At 48.4% G+C, this 22,473-nt stretch carries 12 protein-coding genes and 1 pseudogene; 8 read left to right on the top strand and 5 right to left on the bottom strand.

Features of this window, described 5'->3' with window-relative positions; genetic code table 11:
• Window positions 1–3: 3 nt before the first annotated feature.
• The 7 genes from K3T83_RS32710 (at window position 4) to K3T83_RS32685 (ending at window position 12,705) form a co-directional block, all read left to right on the top strand.
• A complete protein-coding gene (locus tag K3T83_RS32710; RefSeq protein WP_220207116.1) occupies window positions 4–2,910 on the top strand; it encodes an SAV_2336 N-terminal domain-related protein in 2,907 nt (968 codons plus the stop codon).
• A gap of 147 nt (window positions 2,911–3,057) precedes the next feature.
• The gene (locus tag K3T83_RS32705; protein WP_220207115.1) at window positions 3,058–4,200 is read left to right on the top strand and encodes a hypothetical protein; all 1,143 of its coding nucleotides are present in this window, start codon (window positions 3,058–3,060) and stop codon (window positions 4,198–4,200) included.
• A 53-nt stretch (window positions 4,201–4,253) separates the two neighbouring features.
• Window positions 4,254–7,622: a GAP1-N2 domain-containing protein gene (locus K3T83_RS32700; RefSeq protein ID WP_220207114.1), complete on the top strand. Its 3,369-nt coding sequence runs from the start codon at window positions 4,254–4,256 to the stop codon at window positions 7,620–7,622.
• Window positions 7,623–7,681: 59 nt separating this feature from the next.
• Window positions 7,682–9,205 carry an ABC transporter substrate-binding protein gene (locus tag K3T83_RS32695; RefSeq protein WP_220207113.1) on the top strand — a complete coding sequence of 508 codons (1,524 nt, stop codon included), beginning with the start codon at window positions 7,682–7,684 and terminating at the stop codon, window positions 9,203–9,205.
• A 90-nt stretch (window positions 9,206–9,295) separates the two neighbouring features.
• A complete protein-coding gene (locus tag K3T83_RS32690; RefSeq protein WP_220207112.1) occupies window positions 9,296–11,803 on the top strand; it encodes a tetratricopeptide repeat protein in 2,508 nt (835 codons plus the stop codon).
• A gap of 297 nt (window positions 11,804–12,100) precedes the next feature.
• Complete coding sequence (locus K3T83_RS57365) at window positions 12,101–12,238, top strand: IS1096 element passenger TnpR family protein (RefSeq protein ID WP_268963495.1); 138 nt, start codon at window positions 12,101–12,103, stop codon at window positions 12,236–12,238.
• Entirely contained in the window at window positions 12,238–12,705 is a 468-nt protein-coding gene (locus K3T83_RS32685) for a plasmid pRiA4b ORF-3 family protein (RefSeq protein ID WP_268963494.1), read from the top strand. The genes K3T83_RS57365 and K3T83_RS32685 overlap by 1 nt, the downstream gene beginning before the upstream one ends.
• Window positions 12,706–12,993: 288 nt before the next feature.
• Here K3T83_RS32685 and K3T83_RS32680 read toward each other — a convergent pair whose 3' ends face one another.
• The 4 genes from K3T83_RS32680 to K3T83_RS32665 form a co-directional block, all read right to left on the bottom strand.
• A complete protein-coding gene (locus K3T83_RS32680; RefSeq protein WP_220207111.1) occupies window positions 12,994–15,420 on the bottom strand; it encodes a DUF262 and DUF1524 domain-containing protein in 2,427 nt (808 codons plus the stop codon).
• 91 nt (window positions 15,421–15,511) lie between these two features.
• Complete coding sequence (locus K3T83_RS32675) at window positions 15,512–16,810, bottom strand: McrC family protein (RefSeq protein ID WP_220207110.1); 1,299 nt, start codon at window positions 16,808–16,810, stop codon at window positions 15,512–15,514.
• Window positions 16,807–19,194 (bottom strand): McrB family protein, encoded by a 2,388-nt coding sequence (locus K3T83_RS32670; protein ID WP_220207109.1) that lies wholly within the window; start codon window positions 19,192–19,194, stop codon window positions 16,807–16,809. Before K3T83_RS32670 ends, K3T83_RS32675 begins: the two co-directional genes overlap by 4 nt.
• 621 nt (window positions 19,195–19,815) lie before the next feature.
• A complete protein-coding gene (locus K3T83_RS32665) occupies window positions 19,816–20,184 on the bottom strand; it encodes a hypothetical protein (RefSeq protein ID WP_220207108.1) in 369 nt (122 codons plus the stop codon).
• A 336-nt stretch (window positions 20,185–20,520) separates the two neighbouring features.
• On the opposite strand from K3T83_RS32665, the gene K3T83_RS32660 reads away from it, so the two are divergent.
• On the top strand, window positions 20,521–21,750 hold the full coding sequence (locus K3T83_RS32660) for an ISAs1 family transposase (protein WP_220204991.1): 1,230 nt from the start codon (window positions 20,521–20,523) through the stop codon (window positions 21,748–21,750).
• A gap of 442 nt (window positions 21,751–22,192) precedes the next feature.
• On the opposite strand, the pseudogene K3T83_RS32655 reads toward K3T83_RS32660, so the two are convergent.
• Window positions 22,193–22,443: pseudogene (locus K3T83_RS32655) on the bottom strand (amino acid permease); the annotation flags it as partial.
• Window positions 22,444–22,473 lie beyond the last annotated feature (30 nt).

Below are 22,473 nucleotides of genomic sequence, written 5' to 3'. Positions count from 1 at the left end.
ATTATGAACCACGAGGATATCGCCAAATTTATTCAGTCACTCCACGATGCCGATCTTAAAATGACGGCAGAAGATATTGCTGACACCTTGTGGCTGGCACTTCAGATGGCCGAGAAGGATGAGGTGCCTTTCACATCACTACCGCATGATCCATTGCCTTTGATTACTACAAAACCACCTGAGCCGTCACTACCATATGAGTTCCCATCGCACCATCCTGAGCCAGAAAATACAACAGAGGCTAGAGGTGAGGTCTATCTACCCACGCGAAAACAGAGCACTGAACACAAGACACATCGAGGCGGCAAATCTGCCCGGATGCCAGCGGCTCCAGCACTGAGGGGATTTCTTCCTCTTGGACGGGCATTACGCCCTCTGCGACGCAGAGGAATCTCACGAAAAGGGTTTGTGCTGAATGAACAGGCTACCGCACACCGGATCGCAGAGATGAAGAAGAGACTCTGGCTGCCAGTCTTAGAACATGCTCCGGTACGCTACTTTGATCTTGCTCTGGTCATTGATCAAAGCGCCTCAATGATCTTCTGGCAACAGACTATCGCTGAATTACGAACTCACCTGGAGCGTCTGGGAGCTTTCCGTGATATACGTGTATGGCAAATGACAACTGATGAAGAAGACTCTGTGCGCCTCTATGCTGGAGCACGGCCCATCACTGCCGAACAGCCTATCCATAACCCCCGGGAATTGATTGACCCAACGAGGCGGCGCTTGATTATAGTTATCACCGATTGCATTTCGCCTGCCTGGTATAGTGGCAAGGTACAGGAAGTTCTGGAAATCTGGGGTCGCAAGAATCTGGTCACACTCTTACAGATGCTTCCTCAGAGACTATGGCCGCGTACAGCTCTGTGCGCAAGTGAGGCCGTCGAGATCTCGGCTACTGCTCCGGGCACAGCCAATATACGGCTCAAAATGCCAGTTTTTCAGATGCGCACTGCCAACAAGCTTGCCATTCCCATTCCCGTCGTGACGCTGGATCGGGGGGTGCTGACGCCCTGGGTGCGGATGGCTTTAGGGATCGAGAGTGCAAAAGTTGCAGGGATCATTTTTCCAGATAATCTTCGCAGCATATTTGCAGCGGCCGTACCCGGACAGAACGAAGATGAAGCCTTTTCTCCCCAGCTACGTGTGCAAGACTTTCAAGCTGCTGCTCCGCCAGCGGCCCGCAAGCTAGCCAGATTGCTTACCGCTACACCCGTGATTACCTTACCCATTGTCCATGTGATTCAGCAAACCATGCTGTCTGAATCTGAAGCCTCCCAGGTACACGTAGCTGAGGTGTTTCTTGGCGGACTTTTAAGGGAAGTAGCTCGCAATGGTACAACTGTGCAACCTGAATATATAGAGTACGAGTTTCTGCCAGGTATTAAGGAGGAGTTGGAGAGAGCCTTGCCCCGACCTGACAAATATCAGGTACTGAGAGAAGTATCAGCGTTCATGGAAAACCGCCTGGGCTTTTCACACAGCTTTTTGGGTCTGGTAGCTACCCCCAACCTCTCAGAAGATTTTTCTATCAGTGAGGAAAGCCGTCCATTTGCTAAGATCCTGGCAAGGGTATGGAGACGACTCGGCGGCGAGTACAACCAATTGGCCGACTTACTTGAACAGCGACTCGATGGACATTCCTCTGGCACAGATACGATTGTAACACCTATTACGACATCTACTACCGAATACAAAGAAGAGGTAAGAATTGAGACATTCCTATCGCCGCTCTTCATGGCTGCGGACCGTAAAGGGAAACAATCCACCTCCGTTGTGTGTCCGTCCTGCTTTAAAGAGATTTATCCGGGAAATTGCCGAATCGTCATAGGTGATACGGGAAAAGTGGTGCGAGACGTTCCAGCTCCGCGAGACTGGTTTAATCTCGGGCGTACACGCAATAACCCCGAGAAAATTACTCTTCAGCAATATATACAGGAGTCAAGACAGCGCGAATGCACAAACTGTGGATACCGTTTGCCCTATAATATTGAGCGTGTGGATCACAATATTACGTTTGCGGTGGTTGGCGACGTTTTTTCAGGAAAAAGCCATTATATTGCTTCACTTGTGCATCAATTGAAAGAGAACTGGATAAACGCACTGAATGAACAGACCGATTTAATGTGCCTGACTCCAGGGGTGGAAGAGGCATTTATCAAAGATCAGTTGAACACCGTCTTCGGAAAGAAACATATTCTCCCTGTAACGGCACCAAGTGTGGACGAACGAGCTGATCCATTAATCTATCATCTCGCAGTCAGTATATCGCCTCAGCGCCCACCTACATCAGCAAATCTCATGATCTATAATGCTTCAGGCGAAGATTTTCGTGAAGAGAGACTCGTGCAGTTTGCACGTTTTGTATTTAATAAAGGAGCATTTGTTTTTGTCGCCGATCCAGTCATGATTCCATCTATATTTGATCAATTGCCGCTTTTTCTACAAGCTAATATCCAAAAAACGTTAGGGCCGATTGTGAGACGAAGGGCAGCCGATGTGCTGAGTACCACACTCTCTCTCTTCGAGCGTTACCATGGATATCCAGAAGGATCAGCTCTAAAGGAAACCCCCGTCGCTGTCATGCTTTCAAAAGCTGATCTCTTGAAGTATGACCCCAGAATAAATCATTATACCTTTACGAAGAAACCTCCTCCCAGCACAGACTTCTCTTTAGAAGACATTGATGAAGTCGATCTGGAAGTCAGAGATTTTCTCAGGCACTATCAACAAGGAGATCTCATCGCCGCCACTCACGGGCTAAAGCAGGTAAAATTTTTTGCCGCCTCTGCGACTGGCGAGCCTCCAGACGAGAATGGCAATTTCCGGCATATTGGCCCTTATCGCTGTCTCGATCCAGTATTCTGGATACTGTATCGTTTCGGCATTATTGAAGCAAAGCTATAATAACTCTTTCTGGACATGTGGCTTGATATTCTCCCTGTTTTCTTATAACATTATAATTGAAAGTCAAGTCAACGCGTGTACAAGCAGGATATCAGCAGTAAGATTGCGCAAGTGCGAATTATTTAGATTGTTGGGGATGAGTATTCTATGGCCTCTTCATTTTTCGTCAAATGTGTCTGCCCCTCCTGTCTTGAAGAGATTTATCTGGGAGAGTGTCGGATTGTTTCTGGCCGCACAAGCGGCAAAGTTTTAAAAGAGCCAAAGGGCCCCTTTGCACGTATGAGCGTCGAACCACTAACTGGTCCTAAATATACCTTAGAGCTGGCGCGACGTGAGTGTACGAATTGTGCTTACCCTCTCCCCTACAACATCGAAAGTGTCCCTAGCCTGTCCCTGGTAATCGTTGGCGATACCTTTTCTGGGAAGAGCCATTATATTGCCTCCCTCATTCAGCAATTAAAAACGGAATGGCTGGGGAATGCAGTTGGATCTGCCCGCTTCACTAGTTTGACTCCAGACGAGGAAATGGCATACTTAAGAGATTATGTTGGCCCTTTATTCGTAGAAAGGCGCGTACTCAGTTCAACCGCTCCATCAACCAGCGAGACGACAAGGCCACTCATCTATAATCTTGTGAGGAGTCCATCACCTAGACGCCCTCCTCTATCATTGAACTTAGTGATCTACGATACAGCCGGTGAAGATTTTTATGAGGCCAGGCTTGTACAGTTTGCCCGCTTTGTTCTCAATACGAATGCTCTGATCTTTGTAGCCGACCCATTTGCTATGACCTCTTTCGCGAAAACCTTGCCAGCGTCATTGCTGCCTAACGAAACGGAGTATATGGTTGAGTTTACACGGCGCCGCAGACTTGCCGAGCGTTTTACCTCCATTATAGAGATTATTGAGCGTTACCGCGGGCTCTCATCTGGATCGAGTTTGCCAGATTTACCAATTGCGATTATGCTCTCAAAGGCTGATATGCTTCAACATGCCATTCCAGCCTCTTCTTATAGGTTCTTGCATAATCCATATTACAGAGATGCTCTTGACTTAGAAGATATCCGTATAGTTGATGAAGAAGTCAGGGATATTTTTGCTAGATATCAACAAAACGACTTATTAAAAGCTACCATCAGGCTTAAACAGGTAAGTTTTTTTGCTACCTCAGCCACCGGAGAGGCACCTGATAGAGATCATAGATTCAGGAATGTAACTCCACTACGCTGCCTCGACCCTTTGTTGTGGATCTTATACCGTCGGGGTGTGATCGAGGCAGCTTATAAATAATCATGAGATAAGGTTTCTAGTTTGCCGTACAAACTAAAAGAGCGTAAGGCGAGATGATAGAGCAGAACACAACTATCAATATGATAGAGCAGTTATGGTATACGTGGTCTGACGTAGGTCTTAGTACCATCAGGGCAGGCTTTCGTATTCGTGCTGCTTCCGCAGGCCTTCACGATATCCGCAGCAGCCGTGTGCAAAAGTTGGATCGTTACCAGCGCTATGCTCTACCACGAGGACTCGACGATCTGGCTATCCCCACCAGCATTGCTCCCGTCTGCCTCTCGCTTATCTCTACTGGGGAAGAGCGCATCCTGATACAAAAAGTTTATACCGGAAAAGATGCTGTTGGACGCGATGGAGCATTCTTTGTGCATCTACTGGCGGGGCTGCCAGAAAATTTTTCTGCTCAAGACGCGATTGCATTATGGCAATCACCCTTCTGGCAAGTATCTGATGTTCAACTCAGGCGCGAAGAAACCCTTCTTGATCGTGTATCTCTCGAAGATTTATTGAGGCAGAGAAAAGAGATCACCCCAGGTTCGCGTAATCTTGCGAACATTCAAGGCCATCTGCCATATATTATCCAGGTATATTTAACAAAGAAACTGTCTACTGAGCCAAAAACCGGACAAAGCGTGCCGCAGAAACTGTACATCGCAGCCTCTGATGAGGACATCGCACTCCTGATCTCCGGGTTAACACAATGCCTTCCTACACGTATCCTCAAAGACCTCACCTTTAGCACATATGAGTCCAATGTGGCGGTAGCGACAACAGAGATCGTCGGCACATGCTGGCTTTCCACTCCAGTAGACGACAAGATGCCATATGTTGAACGTCTCCTACCCGCTCACTACTTTCAAGAGAAACTTGCTATCAACTGCTACACAGATATTTGCTCTCGATTGACGGATAATCCTCTCCTTGAGACCAGACCGCTGGCTGGAAAATTCGCCCTTGATGCCACTAAATACTTTGTACGGCGTTGTACAGAGAGGTTCGCTGAGAAGTTTGCGCTGCTGCTGGAACTGTCTGCTGATTTGACGGTGGATGAGCTCCTGGAAATTTATGAAAGCCTGATTTTAAAAGACGAGGATTCCATCAAACTCCTGTTGTCCTCCTCTGACTATGCACATGTCGCCAGGGTGCTTGCTAGACCCGCGTATCAACAGGAGCTTATCGTTTGTGCTATTAGTAACCCGGCCTGGTGGCGGGATACTGGCAAATCAGCCGTTACCAGATTACAAAAGGCCAGTTATGCAATTCCGGTATTACAACAAGCTCTTCTCGACATTGCGCAACTCGCTATTAACCGGGCCATCGTAATTGTCAGAGGGGAAGATGACTTAGCCTCAGAACTTTTTAGAACTGGCTGGTGGATCACAGAAGAAGAGATCCTGCAAACCATTATAGATATACTAGATTGTACTACCCCATCTTACCAGATACCAAAAATATGGAACTCGCTTTTGCAAGAGCTTCTTAAGATCGTAGATAACTTTGCTTGCTTGACTCAATACTGGAAAATCTATGCTCGTTTGATGAAAATATGGTCTGCTACTTTACCTTCTTCGATGAAAGGCCTGGAGCAGATAGAGCCTCTACTGGCAATCTCCTGGGAGCAGTTCGGCGCTTTTCTTGCATTAAGACTGCCTTTTAGTTGGATCGAGGAGGCGACAAAAAACCTTACCTCCGCAGGTGCCCCCGAACTCGATACGGAAAACGCTAATGAACTTGCACATAACTATCACCCACTTGTTGCGGATCTCTTACAACGCTTCGCGCAGAACGCTGGGCGGTGGTCTCTGGCTGAAGCTTTGTTCAAACGGCTGGCAGAAGGTCAATATGCGCGAAGATTGGACCTCCTATACATCTTGCTTGATTCAGCCATGGGTGAGCAAGATGACATTGTTATGCAATTACTGTCAGTTGTTCAACTGGCCGAGATTGCTGATCAGGTACATTTTCTTGAACACTATGCACAACGCTATCTGCTTCGTTATCCAGACTCGCCAGTACTGTCAGAGTATATACGGGCGTTTCTCGCATACTTACCAACTGCTGGTGGCGACATTTTTATAGGCAATACCCCCTCTCCTGCAGAACAGCTTCTTCAGTTGCTCACTGGTAGGTTTTTCCGTCATGCACTACCCTCTGATTCCGCAGATTGGTATACGGCAGAGATCTTTGCTGAGTTTACGGATTGGCATACCGTAGGAATCCTTCTAAGGCAACCGTCTTTGTTACAATTAGAGAAGCTGGTAGTTGCCAAATGCATCGGTAGAGTTCTCAGCATACCCGACATCTCACCGAAGATGCGCATACCAATCATCGCTAATCTCGCCGTTGTCTGTGTTGAGAACGAACGCGGGTTAGCAACTATGATCGCCACTATGCGGCAGGCGCTAAGCCCAATGGATCTGATGGACTTGCTTGATCAGGTTGCATGCACCGTTCGGCAGAATATTGTAGCACAACGCTATCCAAAGGCCCGCTTTTGGGAATGTCTGCAATGCGCTATCTTGTTCAAATCAGCTTTCCAGGAAGAAGATGAGCAAGAATATTTTTTACAAAACTTTCTGGATACCCTTTTGCTCAACGCCAATGGATCAACGCTCGTCTGGTTAGCTGCTCCATCCAGGAACCTGTCTGTTCCCGCCTATGCCGAATGGCGGAAATATCTTTCTCGCCATCCCAAACTGGCTGCTATCATCGAGGCTTCTTTCTTTGAGCGTATAGGATTATGGTGGGAGCGTGTGATTGCTTTTACCCAAATGTGGATCGCATTACAAACCGGACATTTTAAGACCATCGCAAAGGTGGCGATGAAATACATGACAGTCCTTATGAGCTACGAAACGCCACAAATGGATAGTTGGTGGACGGAAATTGATAGCATGACGAACAGACTGAACGCATACGAAGCGCAAAGCTGGGAGCGGGAGAAACCACTTAGCCCTGTGAGGCATTCTTCATCTATCTGGAAATACATTCTAGCTTTTATCTTTATGTGGCTGGCATTGAGAAGTAAACGTATAGGAAGCATCGTCAGTGTGGCAACAGATCGTATGCTCACCCTGGAACTCTGTCAGACGGACGTTCCTCCCCGCTGGTGGATACAAATAGATGCCGCATTTGATTTTTTCATTGCATGTGAAGATGCATATCAGGACAGCAATCAAGACAGAGAGAATGCTATTATAGATTCGGGTAAAAGAATTGAGCACCTCACCCGTGAGGGATACTCCACGCCCAGACTTTCGTTACATGAAAAGAGATGGCTAAAAGTGGCATATTATCATAGAGATAAACACATACCAGGATCGCTCAGAGCATGGACTCCCCACACATTGCGTCTATTGGACCCACAAAATACTGCAAAAGATAGCTCGTCTTCAGGAGAGGGCCAGAAGGAGGTCTAGCAATGTCGTCTCTTCTATCTCCTATCGAGCGGTCGAGGAGAAGCCGTCTTCTAGTACTTATGACAGGTCTAGCGATAAGCGTCATCACAACTGCAGGCCTTATAGTCTATGCAACTGCTTATATTCCTCCGTCTGTGCAAGCACTCAATGCAAAAGCAACGGCTGGAATTAGCGCTACTGCAGCATTTAATGGAGATATTATCGGGATTAGTGATGGAAGCTATGCATTTGACACCAATCGTAGCGATGGTAGCCTCAAGCAGCAAGCCTCCAGTAAGTTCAGAGCGGGAGACAAGTCTGGAGCTAACTCGCTGTGGCTCCGTGCAGTGCAACAAGATACCAACGATGCAGAAGCGCTAATTTATCTCGAGGATCTGCGCGTGCTTAATTCTAATAAACCATATATTACACTTGTTGTAGGCACGACCATTACAAGCAAAGATCTGAGTGCCACCAGTATCGGAAGTGATATACTCCAGGGCGCTTATACCGCACAAAAGGAGTACAATGATGGTTCAAAGCAGGTTGGAGGAAAACAACTTCGTCTCTTAATCGCTAATTCTGGCAGCCTGGCAGATTCAGCTACAACAGTGGCACAGCAGATTGTCCAGGCTGTACAACACGATTCAACCCTCATAGGTGTGATGGGCTGGCCTTTCAGTGGACAAACACTTAGTGCAGTGAAAGTACTTTCTAAGGTACACATACCAATGGTTTCTGCCACCTCTTCAAGTGACGACCTGACCGCTATATCTCCCTTCTTCTTCCGTGTGGTCCCATCGAACAAAAGTCAGGCTATCGCTGGTGCACTGTACCTGGAACAGCAGTTGCATGCGAAAAAAGTTGCGCTCTTCTTGGATCCCAACAACTCATATAGCAGTAGCCTAGCAAATGACTTTAGTGCGAAGTTCATTAATGATGGCAATGAGATCGTTGCTACGGAAGAGTACAAAGTTGGGGATACAACAACAATGCCGCTACTTTTGCAACATGCTCTGGTCTCCAAACCTGATGCCATCTACTTTGCTGGTTATGCCTCGGACCTGAACGTGTTGCTACAATCACAACCCAAACTACAGATCATGGGAGGAGATGCCCTTTATGACGTAGGCGGCTATACGACTACGCCTCCAATCAATTTTAGCCTTTTACATTTTACCTCATTTGCTTCCCCAGAAACATGGAATATACTAAAAATTCCGGATCCTCCATTTTTTACACTTTATCGCAATAACTTTGATCCACAAAACCAACATGCAGGCGCTTATGGATTTGTCCGCCCTACTGGAAATACGATGCTCTCCTACGACGCAATGTTAGCACTACTACAGGGTGCTAGTAACGCTCTTACTGAGAAAATTGCCTTAACGCCTATAACCCTCTCCAAGGGTCTGGCAAAAATATATGGAACTCAGGCAATTCAAGGAATCACTGGACAAATCTCGTTTGGCTCAAATGGTGATCCAATTAATAAGGCTCTGCTTGTTCTGCATGTGACATCAGGCTATTTCACTGTAGTGCAAGCCCAGGGGGGAGTACAGGGATGCTTTTTCGTCGGACAATGTAGTAATACAAATGGTTGAAATGATGCCTGTAGAACGCGATTTCTTAAGGAGCAGAAAAGGTGCTGCATTTGGTATAGTAGGAAGTCACCAAGGAAGCGAGCAGAATTTATGGATATTACCCCTCTTATCCCAGATGGCTACGATGGCCCCATTAAACAACTCACTTGCCGTATCTGCAAGCATGTTTTCTACATTACGCAGCAAGAGTATCAACAATCCCCCCAAATCCGCTTTTGTCATGAGTGTAGCCTCATCATGCTTGAGGAGCTTGAAAAAACGCAGGAAGCCAGTCCTTTGACTCCACCGTCAGTCAGAGAAAAGCCCGTTGCCCGCGCTCCTCTGCCATCCTCTGTTGCGTTTATCCAACCCATTCCTCTCCCTCAGCCACGCACAATTGATCGGGAAAAGATGACAGTTGAGCAACTCTTTGAGGAAGCAAAGATGCTGCGAAAAACTTGGCGCTATAAGGAGGCTCTGTCTTCCTACGAACAAATCCTCCAACAAGAGCCAGCATGTCTTGCAGCCCTTTATAAAAAGGCTTCCATTTTGTATCAGACGAGCCACGAACAGGAAGCTTTGATGGCCTATGAACGAATACTTCAGCTTGATTCTGCATCTGCAAAGGCATATGTTGGAAAGGGATGGGCGCTCCACTCTCTGCACCGGCATGAAGAGTCGCTGACAGCCTTTGATCAAGCACTTCAACTTGATTCTGCATCTGCAAAGGCGCGATTCGGAAAATGGTTTGTTCTCGATTACTTACACTATGACCGGGAAGCAGAAGCGATTTCTCCTTGGAAGACAGAAAAGGAGGTTCACGAACGGCGCGTGGCTCAGCCGTGCCATACAGCGAAAGACTATTACAAAAAGGGGATAGTCTTGGTCGCTTTAGATCGTAAGCAGGATGCTCTTCAAGCATTCGAGGATTGCCTTCGTCTTGATCCTCTCTATCTCGATGCCTATAAGCGGATGAGCCGCGTCTATCTCTATCGGCGTGAGCATGAAGATGAAAAAGCGCTGGCAGTCTTTGATCGCGCCCTATCGCTCTATCCTGACTGTGCCGAGCTTCATAGGGAACGAGCAAGCGTGCTCATTCGGTTGAAGCGCTATCAAGAAGCTTTGTTGGCCTGTGACCAAGCTCTTCAACTTGATCCTACTTCTTATCTGGTTTACCTGGAGAAAGGAGAATGCCTCGGTTATTTAGGGAAATATGGGGAAGCTCTCCATGTCCTTGAGTATGCCATACAACTCCATCCCTGGGAATTGCTGTATAAACAGAAGGCAGAGGTACTGACCAAACTGAGACGGTATGAGGAGGCCGTGGAAGCCTATGATCAAGTGATCCGCCTCGATCCAATCGACTTCTTCTCCTACAAGAGCAAAATCGATTTCTTGCTTCAGGTTGGCCGCGATGCAGATGCACTGGCTACCTACGATCAGTTTATTGAGCGTATTCCATACTCTTTCAAAGGATACCAGGAGAAACTGTCTTTTCTTCTTCATGATCAAAAGCGGTACGCAGATAGCTTGGCGACCTGTGAACAGTGTCTGGTTCGTAACCCTGAGATGGTTCAGGCTCATGAATGGAAAGGCCGCACGTTGTGCTACCTGGATCGCTATGAAGATGCGCTGCTTTCTTATGAAGAGGCGCTTCGACTGGATACCAATGATGAGGATCTCTATGTTGGAAAGGCAGGGGTTTTGGCAAGTCTCAAGCGTTTTGACGAAGCGCTGACCGTCTGTGAGCAGGCTCTTCAACTGGCTCCGGCGAAAGCCTCTGTCTACAAAAAGAAGGCTGGCATCCTCAGCAGACTGAAGCGCTATCAAGAAGCGCTCTCGGCTTATCAGAAGGTGGTTCAGCTTGAGCCTGATGATGCTTTTGCCTATGAAGATGCAGGAGATACTCTTTGCAAATTAGAACAATTTGCAGATGCTATCAAGGCGTATAATCAGGCTCTTCGGCTTAGCCCAGATTTTACCCGCATCTATCAATCAAAAGCCCACGCTTTAGAAAAGCTGGGCGACCATGAGCAAGCTCTGGCTGCCTACAATAAAGCGCTTCAGCTTCACCCGAAAAATAGCCACCTTCTTTTCTCCAGAGCTGGGGTGCTGAAAAAGCTCCTGCGATATAAGGAGGCGAATGCCGATTACCTCAGTGTACAGGCGAGCGCACAGACTGGAAAGTCTGATCCCTTGCTTGCTGTTTGCTGCATCATTGCACAAGTTGATCTCAAAGAAGTTGCCGAAGCGCAAACGCGGCTCCAAGCAGCAGGGAAAGAGATCAGCAATGAGGCGATAGAGGCAGAAATCCATCTCATGTACCAAGAGCAAAAGATTGCGTCGTTGAAGTCCTCTCCCCTCTTCCAGCCTATCTGTCTTATTGTGCGTGAGATGCAGGAATGGAGTGGCACACCAAAACAGTTGAAAGAACTTCTCTCTACCCGCTTCCCTGATGATTTCAAGAAGTTGCCTCGGTCACCTGCCAAATTGGTTGATGTGTTAAAAGAGATCACACCAGCGCTCCAAGCAGAAGGAATAGCTGTCGGTCTGCCTCCTGAGACAGTTCTGGTGACACTCACAAAGGCTGGCGCAGAGAAGCAACAACATTCCGAATGAGCAAAGAGGCCCCAGGCCAACTAAAAGTCATCCTGAAGATGGAGCAAAAACATCAGAGAGAAAAAGGCAGGAACGCTAGCTATGTCAGCCATCCTTCCAACAGTGTTCTGGGCCTGAGGAAAGGGCCGCCGCATTCTCCCACGATTCATCGGGAGGTCAGGCAGCCTATTTCCATGCTTGGCAATCAAGAACACAAGAGCACAACCGCTGACGATTGCATAGACGCTCTTTGCTACTGGTTGCTTTTTTAACGTCAATCTGCTTTACTGGAAGCAACACGTAGAAGAGGAGATGCATATGGGACATTACCAGTCAGAGAGTCGCTATTACCTACACGTTCAGTTGACTGGCATTGAGCCGCCGATTTGGCGCAAAATCGTTGTTCCGGGTGCGATCAGTCTTCATACCCTCCATAAAATGCTTCAGATGGTGTGATGGGATGGGAGAACGCTCATCTCTATTTGTTCCGACTGACGATCAACGAAAAAACGACCGTGTACGGTCTCCCTGATCCTGATTGGGAGGATACAAACATACGTATTAGGGACAGTCGGAGAACAAAGCTCGATGCGACCGTCTGGGCCGATTGGTTGAAACTGACGTACGAATATGACCTGGGAGATAGCTGGATGCACCAGATTATGATTGAACGCATTGAGCATCTTGCTGATGATGAGCTGGATGAGGATGCTCTCTGGATCACCCCTCGCTGTCTTGCGGGCGAACGGGCATGTCCTCCAGAAGATGCTGGTGGGATAGGTGGATACACGTTGTTGCTTGAGGCCTGGCAAGACCCCAACCATCCTGAACACAAGCGTCTGCGCCAATGGGCAGGCGCGTATTACGACCCTGAGATCTTTTCTATCCAACAGGTCAATTCAGCACTGGCAATTCTGGACTGATGGAACCGCTCAACAAGCATGAATTAACTGCCGTGGTATCCCCAAAAAGTCAGAGAAGTCGCCAGGCTTCAAAGGAGCAAGCTCTGATGTTATGTGATCCTATCCTCGCCGTTTTCTTCCTAAGAGGCATATCTCTCCCATTTTTGCGAGGATAGGATCACATTTTAAGCCGCCGCCATAGTGAGCATTGATCCGTCAACAAACCGTTTTCCTGTGAACCACCGTACTCCCAGGTATTTGAAGCCGATGCAGTAATTCCTCCAGCCATAAACACAGCAGCAAAAGCTGCTACTCATCACCATCTTCTTGATGCCGTTCAAACGACTGACGGATAAGCGCCATCACGTCATCAAGCTGCGCCAGAGAAGCAACGCCCACCTCTATATCTCCGTTGCCATAATGCCCCACACCACTCACATCCCGGCAAAGTCCTAGCGGATCATCAATTTCCTGGAAGGGCATATTCAGCGTTAATTTCAGGCGCTTCTTCTGTGGCTCGACATCGACAAAATTCGTCGCTGCTTTGTAAGCTATATAGTGTTTCTTCATCTCCTCTCTCACCGTCTCGTCCAGGTTGAGAATACGTCTCCGCAACTGCTCAAAGATCACGAGCATATCTCCCTGAAGATAGGGATGATCGTCGAGCGTATAGTTTTTTCCCCCATTGGCACCATTCTCCCAGGTATAATCGGTAAGCACCTCGACGCCCTCTTTCAAATAGACGTCATACGTGACGGTCACCTTTTCTCCGCCAACGCCCAGCGGCATCTTTTGCGTCTTGAGCAGAGATCGCATCAATATGCCTATCTGTTTCCACGATTTGGCAAACCAGGGACTCTTCCCATTGCCATACTGCACCCACTCGCCATCTATTTTGCGAAACAGGTGAAAGCGCGTTGCGGCAACCTGCACGATCTTGATATCTTCCGGCACAAAACCGACCTCCGGATGTTCCTGGGGACCAACCACGACAGCCAGAGCAGCTCCCTGCTCCAGTTGTTTCATCTTCCCGGCAAACTGGATCGAGAGTTGTGGCATGGCCCAGAGTTCAACCGCTCGTTTCGCCAATTCCGCTGCGCGCTTCTCGATCTCCTCTTTATTCCAATGTTCCAGGGCTTTGAGGCTTTGATTGAGGCGGATCGGGCTATTGGCAAAACCATTCTCCATATCGCGCTTCTCACGGAATGGTCGGTCGCTCATCTCCGAATTATATCCAGTTAGCGTCAGATTGCCGATGGTATGCAGATAGCGCTCGTGAATCTCCTGCCAGTTCGGGCCAAGCTCGCGCTGCCACGCCTCCGAAAGATTTTCGTTTTGCGGCATGATATGCTCAATAGTATAGGCATCTACTGGCACCCATTCCTTGCTATGATAGTTTTCCAGCTTGCCCAACACATAGTTACGCAAACGGAAATAATAGATATCCTTGACCACAAAAGCTGCGGCGAACTCTTCATCGGAGGGGAATCTGGCGCTGGAGGTCTTTTGCAAGAAGGCTGCCTTGACACTCTCCAGATAGTGGTCCGGGTCGATCTCTTTCGCCAGATTCATAAAGACCTTGTTCAACGCATTGGTCGGGATACCACAGACGGCGCGGCGGAAGACGTAGCTCTCGACCAGCTTCAAGACCGCGATGAAATCCTGTTTGCTCAACCGCTGCTGCTCATAGTCGGCGTAGACTTCCAGCAGGAACGGATAGGCCACATCGACTTTGACGGTGTTGATATCAGCCAGGGCACTTTTCACATCCTGATCTTTCTCCTGCAAGAGAGCCATATTGATGAAGTAGCGAGCATAGTGAAAGATGTCCTTGACAATCTCACTGATCGGCATCTCCGCTGCCATCGCCTCACGATGGTAATTTTTAAAGTGGCTGTAGACCGCCAGAATATTCGGAATCTTCCCCTGCTTGATCGTTAGATAGTCGCGCATAAAGCGGTCGAAGAGCTTGATGCCCTCAACACTGTGCAAGAAACGCTGCTCGATGGGATACCAGTAATGCTTGTAAAGCGTGGTTTGCTCGGCGGCATCGAGGCCCATCAGGACATAGTTGCGGATCAGATCAGCCTGGGACAGATCGACACCGGTCGAGTTGAGGCTCTCAAAGATGAGCTGGGGATTATCTTTGCCCTGTTCCAGCGAGATATCGACCATCATCAGTTTGCAAATGCCTCGATAGAACACAATGGGATCAACCTCTCCCTGGCGAAGTCGCTCTTTGAAGAAGAGAAAGTTCTCTTTAAGGCGCAGCGAACTATGATCTGGTTCTGGCCCGCCTTCCAGCAAATAGATCAGCGTATCTTTATCGCTACGAGTCAGTAAGAGCTTATAGTGGGCATCGCCGTCCTCATCGGGATTGAAGAGATACTGGTTGCGAATCTTCCTGGGGGTGATCTCCGCGTGTTGCTCTCTGCCCTGCTCTTGCAGCACCTCGCTGAGTGCCATCAACAAGAGCATAATGGTAGTCAGACGTTGCTGCCCATCAATCACCAGCAGTTGTGTGACCGAACTGATGTGATAGATATCTTTCTCTATGTAAACAATCGAACCGATAAAGTGACCGGAAAGATGATCGTTGGTGGCAACGCTCTGAATGTCGTTCCAGAGCTGCTGACAATCCGCGATTTGCCAGCTATAGGTTCGCTGGTAGATAGGAATAATAAATTGTTTCGTTCCTTGCATAAACTTGAGGAAATTCGCTGCCGTTGCTTTCATAGTATATATACCTCCCTGTTTTTGTTTCTACCACAACAGATCGTGCGTAAATATGACTATAGGATGTTTGCTCTCATACTTGATGCACCTATTACACTTTCAAGATGAGCTGCCGTGCAAAATTAATTCTCTCTCTCTTATTGTCTCTCGTTCCCTCATGAGAGAGCAGCGCATCCAGTTGCAATACATCAACAGGACGCAGGACAACAGATGCCTTTCCCTGTTGATGCGCAGGAATACGCATCTCGATTCTCGCATCCTGCGCATCTGAGGTAGTGGTGGGATAGAGGATTGTTGCGCTAGTGCAATGTTCCTGACCGATGGCATACATGATGAGCTGATAGAGCATGTGTGGCGGCAGCTCTTTTTGCCAGAGGTCACGATATTTGGCATCCAGAATCGCCACAATCTTGCCTTTCTGCCAGATCACGTAGTCAGGACGTAGTGCAGGCGGTCGGCGCTTGCGTGGATTCTCGCTGTATCTCATTATGGAATCTAAGCTATACTGGTCCTGTACCTCGTATTCTGAAAGATGCTCCTGGAGAAAACGCGTCAGCAGATGTTGAAAAAACATGTTCATGTCAAACAAAAATCCAGGCAGATGCAGCGCTTGATACTGCTCACCCAGGCTGATTCCGGTTGAGGCTAGTAGGATTTCAATCAGCGTGAGAATCGGTGCGTAGGCCGTGGTGAGCCGATTCATCTCCTGCCGCACGCGGCTGAGAAGATGCCAGTTCAGCTTGACGGCAGATATTTCCGAGCAATAGAAATGCTCTAGATGCTGAAGCTTCAAGCGTAACACATCATCGTTTGCCAGTCGCACGCCAAAACGTATCCCCGCCAATAAGACCTGGTTGAGCAAGCTGTCTTCCAACCTGAGATAATGCATACAGGGCAACGTCGCCTGCATGATACCCCCTTGCCGGGCAAGACGTTGCACATCAACACGACCTCTAGGACTCCCAAGCTGTTCCTGCTTGCGCACATATTGACGCTGCAAACCACGCGTCAGAAGATCGCTCACTTCATTTGCCAGCTGATAAATCAAAAGATCCTGAAAAGAGGACGCCTCCACATCAAAGGTCGCGGTAGCTGAGAGGTCAAGCTGTCGTAGCCCATACGCATACTGCATCAGCCTGAGCAAAGGCATCATCTGGATCTTAGGGCGAATCGTCACCTGCACGTCTCCAAGCGTTATTCGCCCGACATACGATGAGGTTTCGAGAACAAGGCCTTGACGCTTCTCTATAATCTTGAGTTGCCCCGACGTGGACAATTGCTCGATCAGTTGTTGCATCGCATTGTCCTCTGGCAAGGCAAGATTGGCGAGATGGCTATGGGTGGCAGGGGCGGCAGTTTGCCACTCCTGCATCTCAATAGAAACGCTCATGCTCCTAACTCGCCCTCTTCGCTCTCGCCGTTCTCTTCCTCCTCTTCGCTCACCATCTCCCGTTGCACTTCGGCGGCGGCTGCCTGATTCGTTGTAGTGATGTCGGGGCAGGGCTTGAGCAACGCCTGAACTAGATTATCTTGCTGCGACAGATCAAAGAGTTCGTGGCGAATCGTTTGTGTTTTCGCATCTACCAGCCCTGTGTCGAGAATCTTTTCCAGCCGGGTATAGTCTTCGTAGCAGTACTCTTCCAGCAAGGGTAGGATGTCTTCCTGAACCACACGCGCAAATGTGGCGAAATCCGAAAGCGGTTGCCCCCGTTTCATCAGATAGGCATGCCCAATTTGCAAGTTGCGAGCATCACGTCCAACATGTTCACGAATCCTGCTATTGAGCGATTCCAGCCACGCGCCCAGAGGAATACCCCCAACTTCGGCCTTTTTAAGTGGTTCCATGTCTGGCATCAACTCGATAAATCCAAAGCGACGACGCAGGGCCGTGTCCAGCAACGCAATCGAGCGGTCCGCAGTGTTCATCGTGCCGATAATAGAGACGTTGTTCGGCACCCGAAACGATTGGCCCGTGAGCGGCAACACAATGGCTTTATTGCGCTTATCTTTTTCCAGCACCATTAACAACTCCCCAAAGATCCTGGGGATATCGCCGCGATTGATCTCATCGATGATCAGATAAAACGGCTGATCCTGATGAGCGCTGGCATCACGACACAGTTGCTTAAAGACGCCGTTACGTGGCTTAAAGTACATCTGCCCATCTTCAACCTTTGGGCGCAGCCCTTCCAGAAAGTCCTCATAGCCATACCCTGGGTGAAAACAACAAATCCTGACATTGCCAGAAAAGGTTTTGCCATCACCGAGAATCTGCGTTTTCTGCTCATCATCAAGAGCATCAAAAGTGGCGCGAAAGCATGCACGAGATGCCAATTCACGCGCCGTCTGTTCCGCCCAATAGGTCTTGCCCGTTCCTGGCGGGCCGTATAAAATGACCTGTCCCTTCCTCTCAAGCACGGCTTGTATCCGCTCCGTGATGCCTGATAGACGCGGCAACGGGCGAACCTGAAGCTTATCTAAATCTGATTCAGGAGCCTCAGAAGGTTTTACAGGTGCTTGCACACTACTCGGCTCATCCAATATTCTCTTCTCAGCTTCAATCAGATTGAGCGGCCTTTTCATTTTATATACAGTAGTTAACTTGCCTTCGATGTCCGGCTTCTGATCTGGCTGCTGCCACTCCTGGAGTGAAAGCCATTCTACAGAACGACGATGCGGAAAAGCACCCGATGAATCATAGGAATATTCTCCGGTGACTTTCCCGATGCCCAGCACTGTCGCCCCATTGGAGGCCAGCACAAGATCGCCAATAGCGATGTTCCAGCAAAAATCGAAAATCTGACGGGTTGCACGCGTTATAGTGGCAGACGTTTTAGCTGCGGGATAATGTGGTGCTACAAGCGAACGAATAGCCTGTCTTCCTGTATCGTCTTTTGTAAAAGTTGAAAGATCTCCAATCTCACTCCATCCAATCGCAACAAAATTACCATCACGCATCTCAGGCCAATAAGACTGCTTATTGGTATGCCCTGTCGTGCCAATACGCCAGTAGCTATGAGGAGTTCTGCCATCTCTATCATTTGTTAAGATCGTCAAGAGATGGAGAGGAATTTCTAAGTAGCAGGCAATAGCAGCATAACGTCCTGCCATAACATAGCGACCCTCAGTCTGTGACAGAGATTGTAAGAGCTTAATCAAATGGAACATTGCGTAATCGGGATTATGAAAATCGTCGAGCTTATCAGGGTACAACAAACTAAAATACTTGTGCCCCCAGGCTGTAGTACTGATATAGGGAGCAACTCGTTCCATATCCTGTTGCAATTGTACATAGTGTCCATCATTCCCATTGCCTGGCAACTGATCCAATAATTTGGCTCCCCCAATAAGTTCATCCCTATGCTGCCTGGCAACATCTACAGCTTGCTCCACTGATAGCTCGACTGGCTTCTGAGGCGAACCAGTAGTCCATTTTCCTGTTTCTTTTTTGCGAAAGAGGCCAAACTTATGAGCGCTTCCACCAGCAATGCTGCCAAATAGAGGTGAATGAAATTCCTCATCATCTTTAAACTCTAACCAGTAGACGAGGCTCTCTTTTGTACCATGACTGTGCATCGTCTCCAGGAGTGCCTCTCCATCCAGCCTGGCTAGCTGCTCCGGGCCAAATTTGTTGCGGAATGTCGCATAATACTGCTCCAGTTGTTGCTTTGAAGGTAGCTTTCCCTCGCTCTCCTCCTGCTGATACAGATCTCGCAGTTGTTGTGCAATACGTGGATCAAGCGATAGAGGCGTTGACCATCCTTCTGCTTCCATATCCCATCCTCAAATATGTCATATTTTGTAGATCGATAATGCATCAAATAGATAGTAAATTGCAATTGCTGAAATGAAAGCAACCCTGAGTAATACAGGGCTGCACTCGACTGCTATTCTTCGTAGGACTCGGCAATCTGGAAACGGAGCATATTGCTGTCCTCCTTGACGGTCCGCACCGATACCAGGATGAAGCGTGATAGTGATGATCGATACCGAATAATTGCCAGGAAGCAGATCTAAAATGAGACCGCCGACTTTCAGTTAGTCGAGTTGCGCCACGATGACCCCAACCTCTTTTAGAAAAACCCAACTCCATTGAGGTGTCACCAAACATACCAGACTCAACCATGTCTTGTCAAGAAGCCTATTATAAATGCGTATGCAAAATATGGAAAAGAAGATCGTCATTCTCTTCCGTTAAACGATACTCTATTTCTCCTCAAACAAGATTATTTGTTGAATTGTAATGTTTTCATCACGGAAGTAGTGTAATTATTGCCAGCCAGTCTGTCACCAGATTGTTAGAGAGTTGTGCCTCTCCACATGCGAACACCGCGCTTCCCGGTTGCGTAAACGCGCAGAAAGAGGTCCAGTGGCTCGAATGCACAACGCCTTACATCAGGAATGTTGTTCTTCATGTGGAAACATTGTCCTTGGCTGCCACACGTTTCTTCCTTGTTCATCAGCCTCAATAGCTTCCAGCCAGATGGGAAGACTCGCATTAGAGTGGGATTGAGTGTTGATGTAGACATAGAGTTCCTGGGATTGCTTATGATAGCGGTGAATATACTCATCTATCTCGAAGGGATCGAGTTCCTCAGTGCGCCGCATCACCAACGCCTCAAAGAGGTGTTGTTGGAGATGGGCCAGTTTTTTCGCATAATAGCGTCCGATTTGTTCTCTCGCAACGGCCCGCTCCGCTTTAGTTAATTCTCGCAGCTTGAGGATTTCTAAAAGCTGCGGTGTTGGCGTCAAATCGTAGGTCACCTCCACACTCCTTTCAAGTGAAACAGATCCGGTTTGTCCATACTCCATCCTTTCCGTCTCTCTAAGGCAACTGTTACGATAATACCATGCTGGAAAGCCTCTTCGGCTCGCTCAAGACCGAGTATGTTCCGCTATGGCTATCAAAGCCATTCAGAAACTCAATCGTCCATCAGTGAATATTCCTTCCAGGAAGCATGCACCAAGCAAAAACATACAGATTTTAAAAAGAGCCTTCCAGCAAACACCCAGGGCTTTCCAATTCTCAAAGAGGAGGTGAAAAAGAAGAGTTTTTCTTGTAGAATACAAAAAACATCACATCGACAAGGAAAACTCTCTATGGACTATACAACATGGAACGTGCCACCTCAAGCGGAGATGGAAGCAGCGGAAAGCGCAGTTCTCTCGCTCTATGAAGCATTGCAAGGACTGACTGATCCCAGGCGTGCGCAAGGCAAACGCTACTCTTTGGCAGTGATCTTGTGCCTGCTTGTGCTTGCCAAACTTGCGGGACAAAAAACATTGAGTGCAGCCACCGAATGGATTCGCCATCGAGCAGGATACTTGGCCCAACACTTTGAGTTACGACGAGAGAAGATGCCATGTCAGACGACCTATTGGAACGTCTTGGCGAAAGTGGATGGGAAACACCTTGACGAGATCTTATCAGCTTTTTTTGTGCGATGGGAGGCTCAGATCCGGTGTGGAGACGAGCCAAGTCGGTTACACACTCCACAGAGTCAAGCCGATCATGCTCATCTGGCGATTGACGGGAAAACATTGCGTGCCACGACCTCACAAGAACATCCAATCCATCAACTCAGTTGTTATGAGGTCGCCACTGGCATTGTCTTGTGGCACTGTAATGTCGGGGCCAAAGAGAACGAGATCAGTGCGCTCAAACCCTTATTGACTCCCTCATGTGTGAAAGGACGTATCTTGACTCTTGATGCCATGCATACCCAACGTGATCTCTGTAGCCGCGTGCATCAACTAGCCGGAGATTATATTTTGATCGCCAAAGAGAACCAACCGACCCTCCAGGAAGATATTGCGGACTTGCTCGAAGATCGCGGCCCTGATCGTCGTCGGTGGAAACAAGCAGAGACGTGGGACAAAGCTCATGGACGGAAAGAACATCGAGCTATCACGTGCAGTCCTGATCTCAATGAGTGGTTTGGCAAGCAATGGGAAGGCATCGAGCAAGTCTTTCGGCTCGAACGGACGACCTTCTTGCTCAAAGCTGGCACGCTTCGTCATGAAGTCGTCTATGGACTGAGTAGTCTCTCCATGCGCCAAGCGCCACCTAGCCGCCTGCTCGCTTTGATTCGGGAGCATTGGGCCATCGAAAATCGGCTGCATTATCGCCGCGACGGAAGTTTAGGGGAAGATGCCTGTCAAACGCGCACTGGACGAGTACCGAGCCTTCTGGCTCAACTCAACAGCACCGTCTTGAGCTTGATGGATCGCGTTGGCGTTCGCAACGTTGCTCGACAGATGCGCTATTTTGACGCTCACCCTCAACAAGCTCTTGCTCTCCTTTTCACTGGTTCTTGTACTGTTTATTAGAATTGGAAAGCCCTGAGCAAACACCTGTCTCACTTGTTTTTTCTAATGGAATGGTCTATAGTTGCTCCATAAGCAGTTTCAGTCACTACCAATCTGCCTCTGTGAGTTGACGTACACTTTTGTACGTCAAGGGAATGATGCGGCTGAGGTTTGCAGCAGGTGAAGGCAGTTGGTCATGGATGAACGTGCTTGTGAACATTTTTGCAGAACGTGCATTGCCTCAACAAAATCTTTCTCAGTCGGTCCTCTTTCCCCCTTCTCTCCGTGATTTCTAGGACGCTGCCACAAGGAGACAAGCAAGCTGATGCCCTCTGGTTCTCCCCCTCTCACGTGCTCTACTTCAGATACAAGGACGAAGGTTCTGTCGCAAGAGATCTCTGGTTCTGGAGTACATCTCCGGTGGGAGTGCTCCAAAAAGGGGTAGAGGAAAATAGCTGGTTCATATCCAGGCTGAAATCCAATAGCTCCAGGCAATCCAGAAGCCAGCAAAATCCCCAAAGCCCAGGCGGGTATAAGCATATGGCCTGCCTCCCTTTGGAATCATCGCAGCCAATCGACCAAACAACAGAGCGAGAAACACAGCCCCACAGAAGTAATCAGCCAGCCGACAAGCGAAATACTGCCGAATGGCGCAAGTGAGGCTGGAAGGAGAAAGATACCCGAACCAATCATATTCCCAATGACCAGTGTCATACTTGCCCAAAGCCCCAGCGCCCGCCGGGA

It is taken from the genome of Reticulibacter mediterranei (assembly GCF_016587455.1).
The sequence above is the reverse complement of the archived record's forward strand: the minus strand, read 5'-3'. Positions and strand labels throughout refer to the sequence as shown.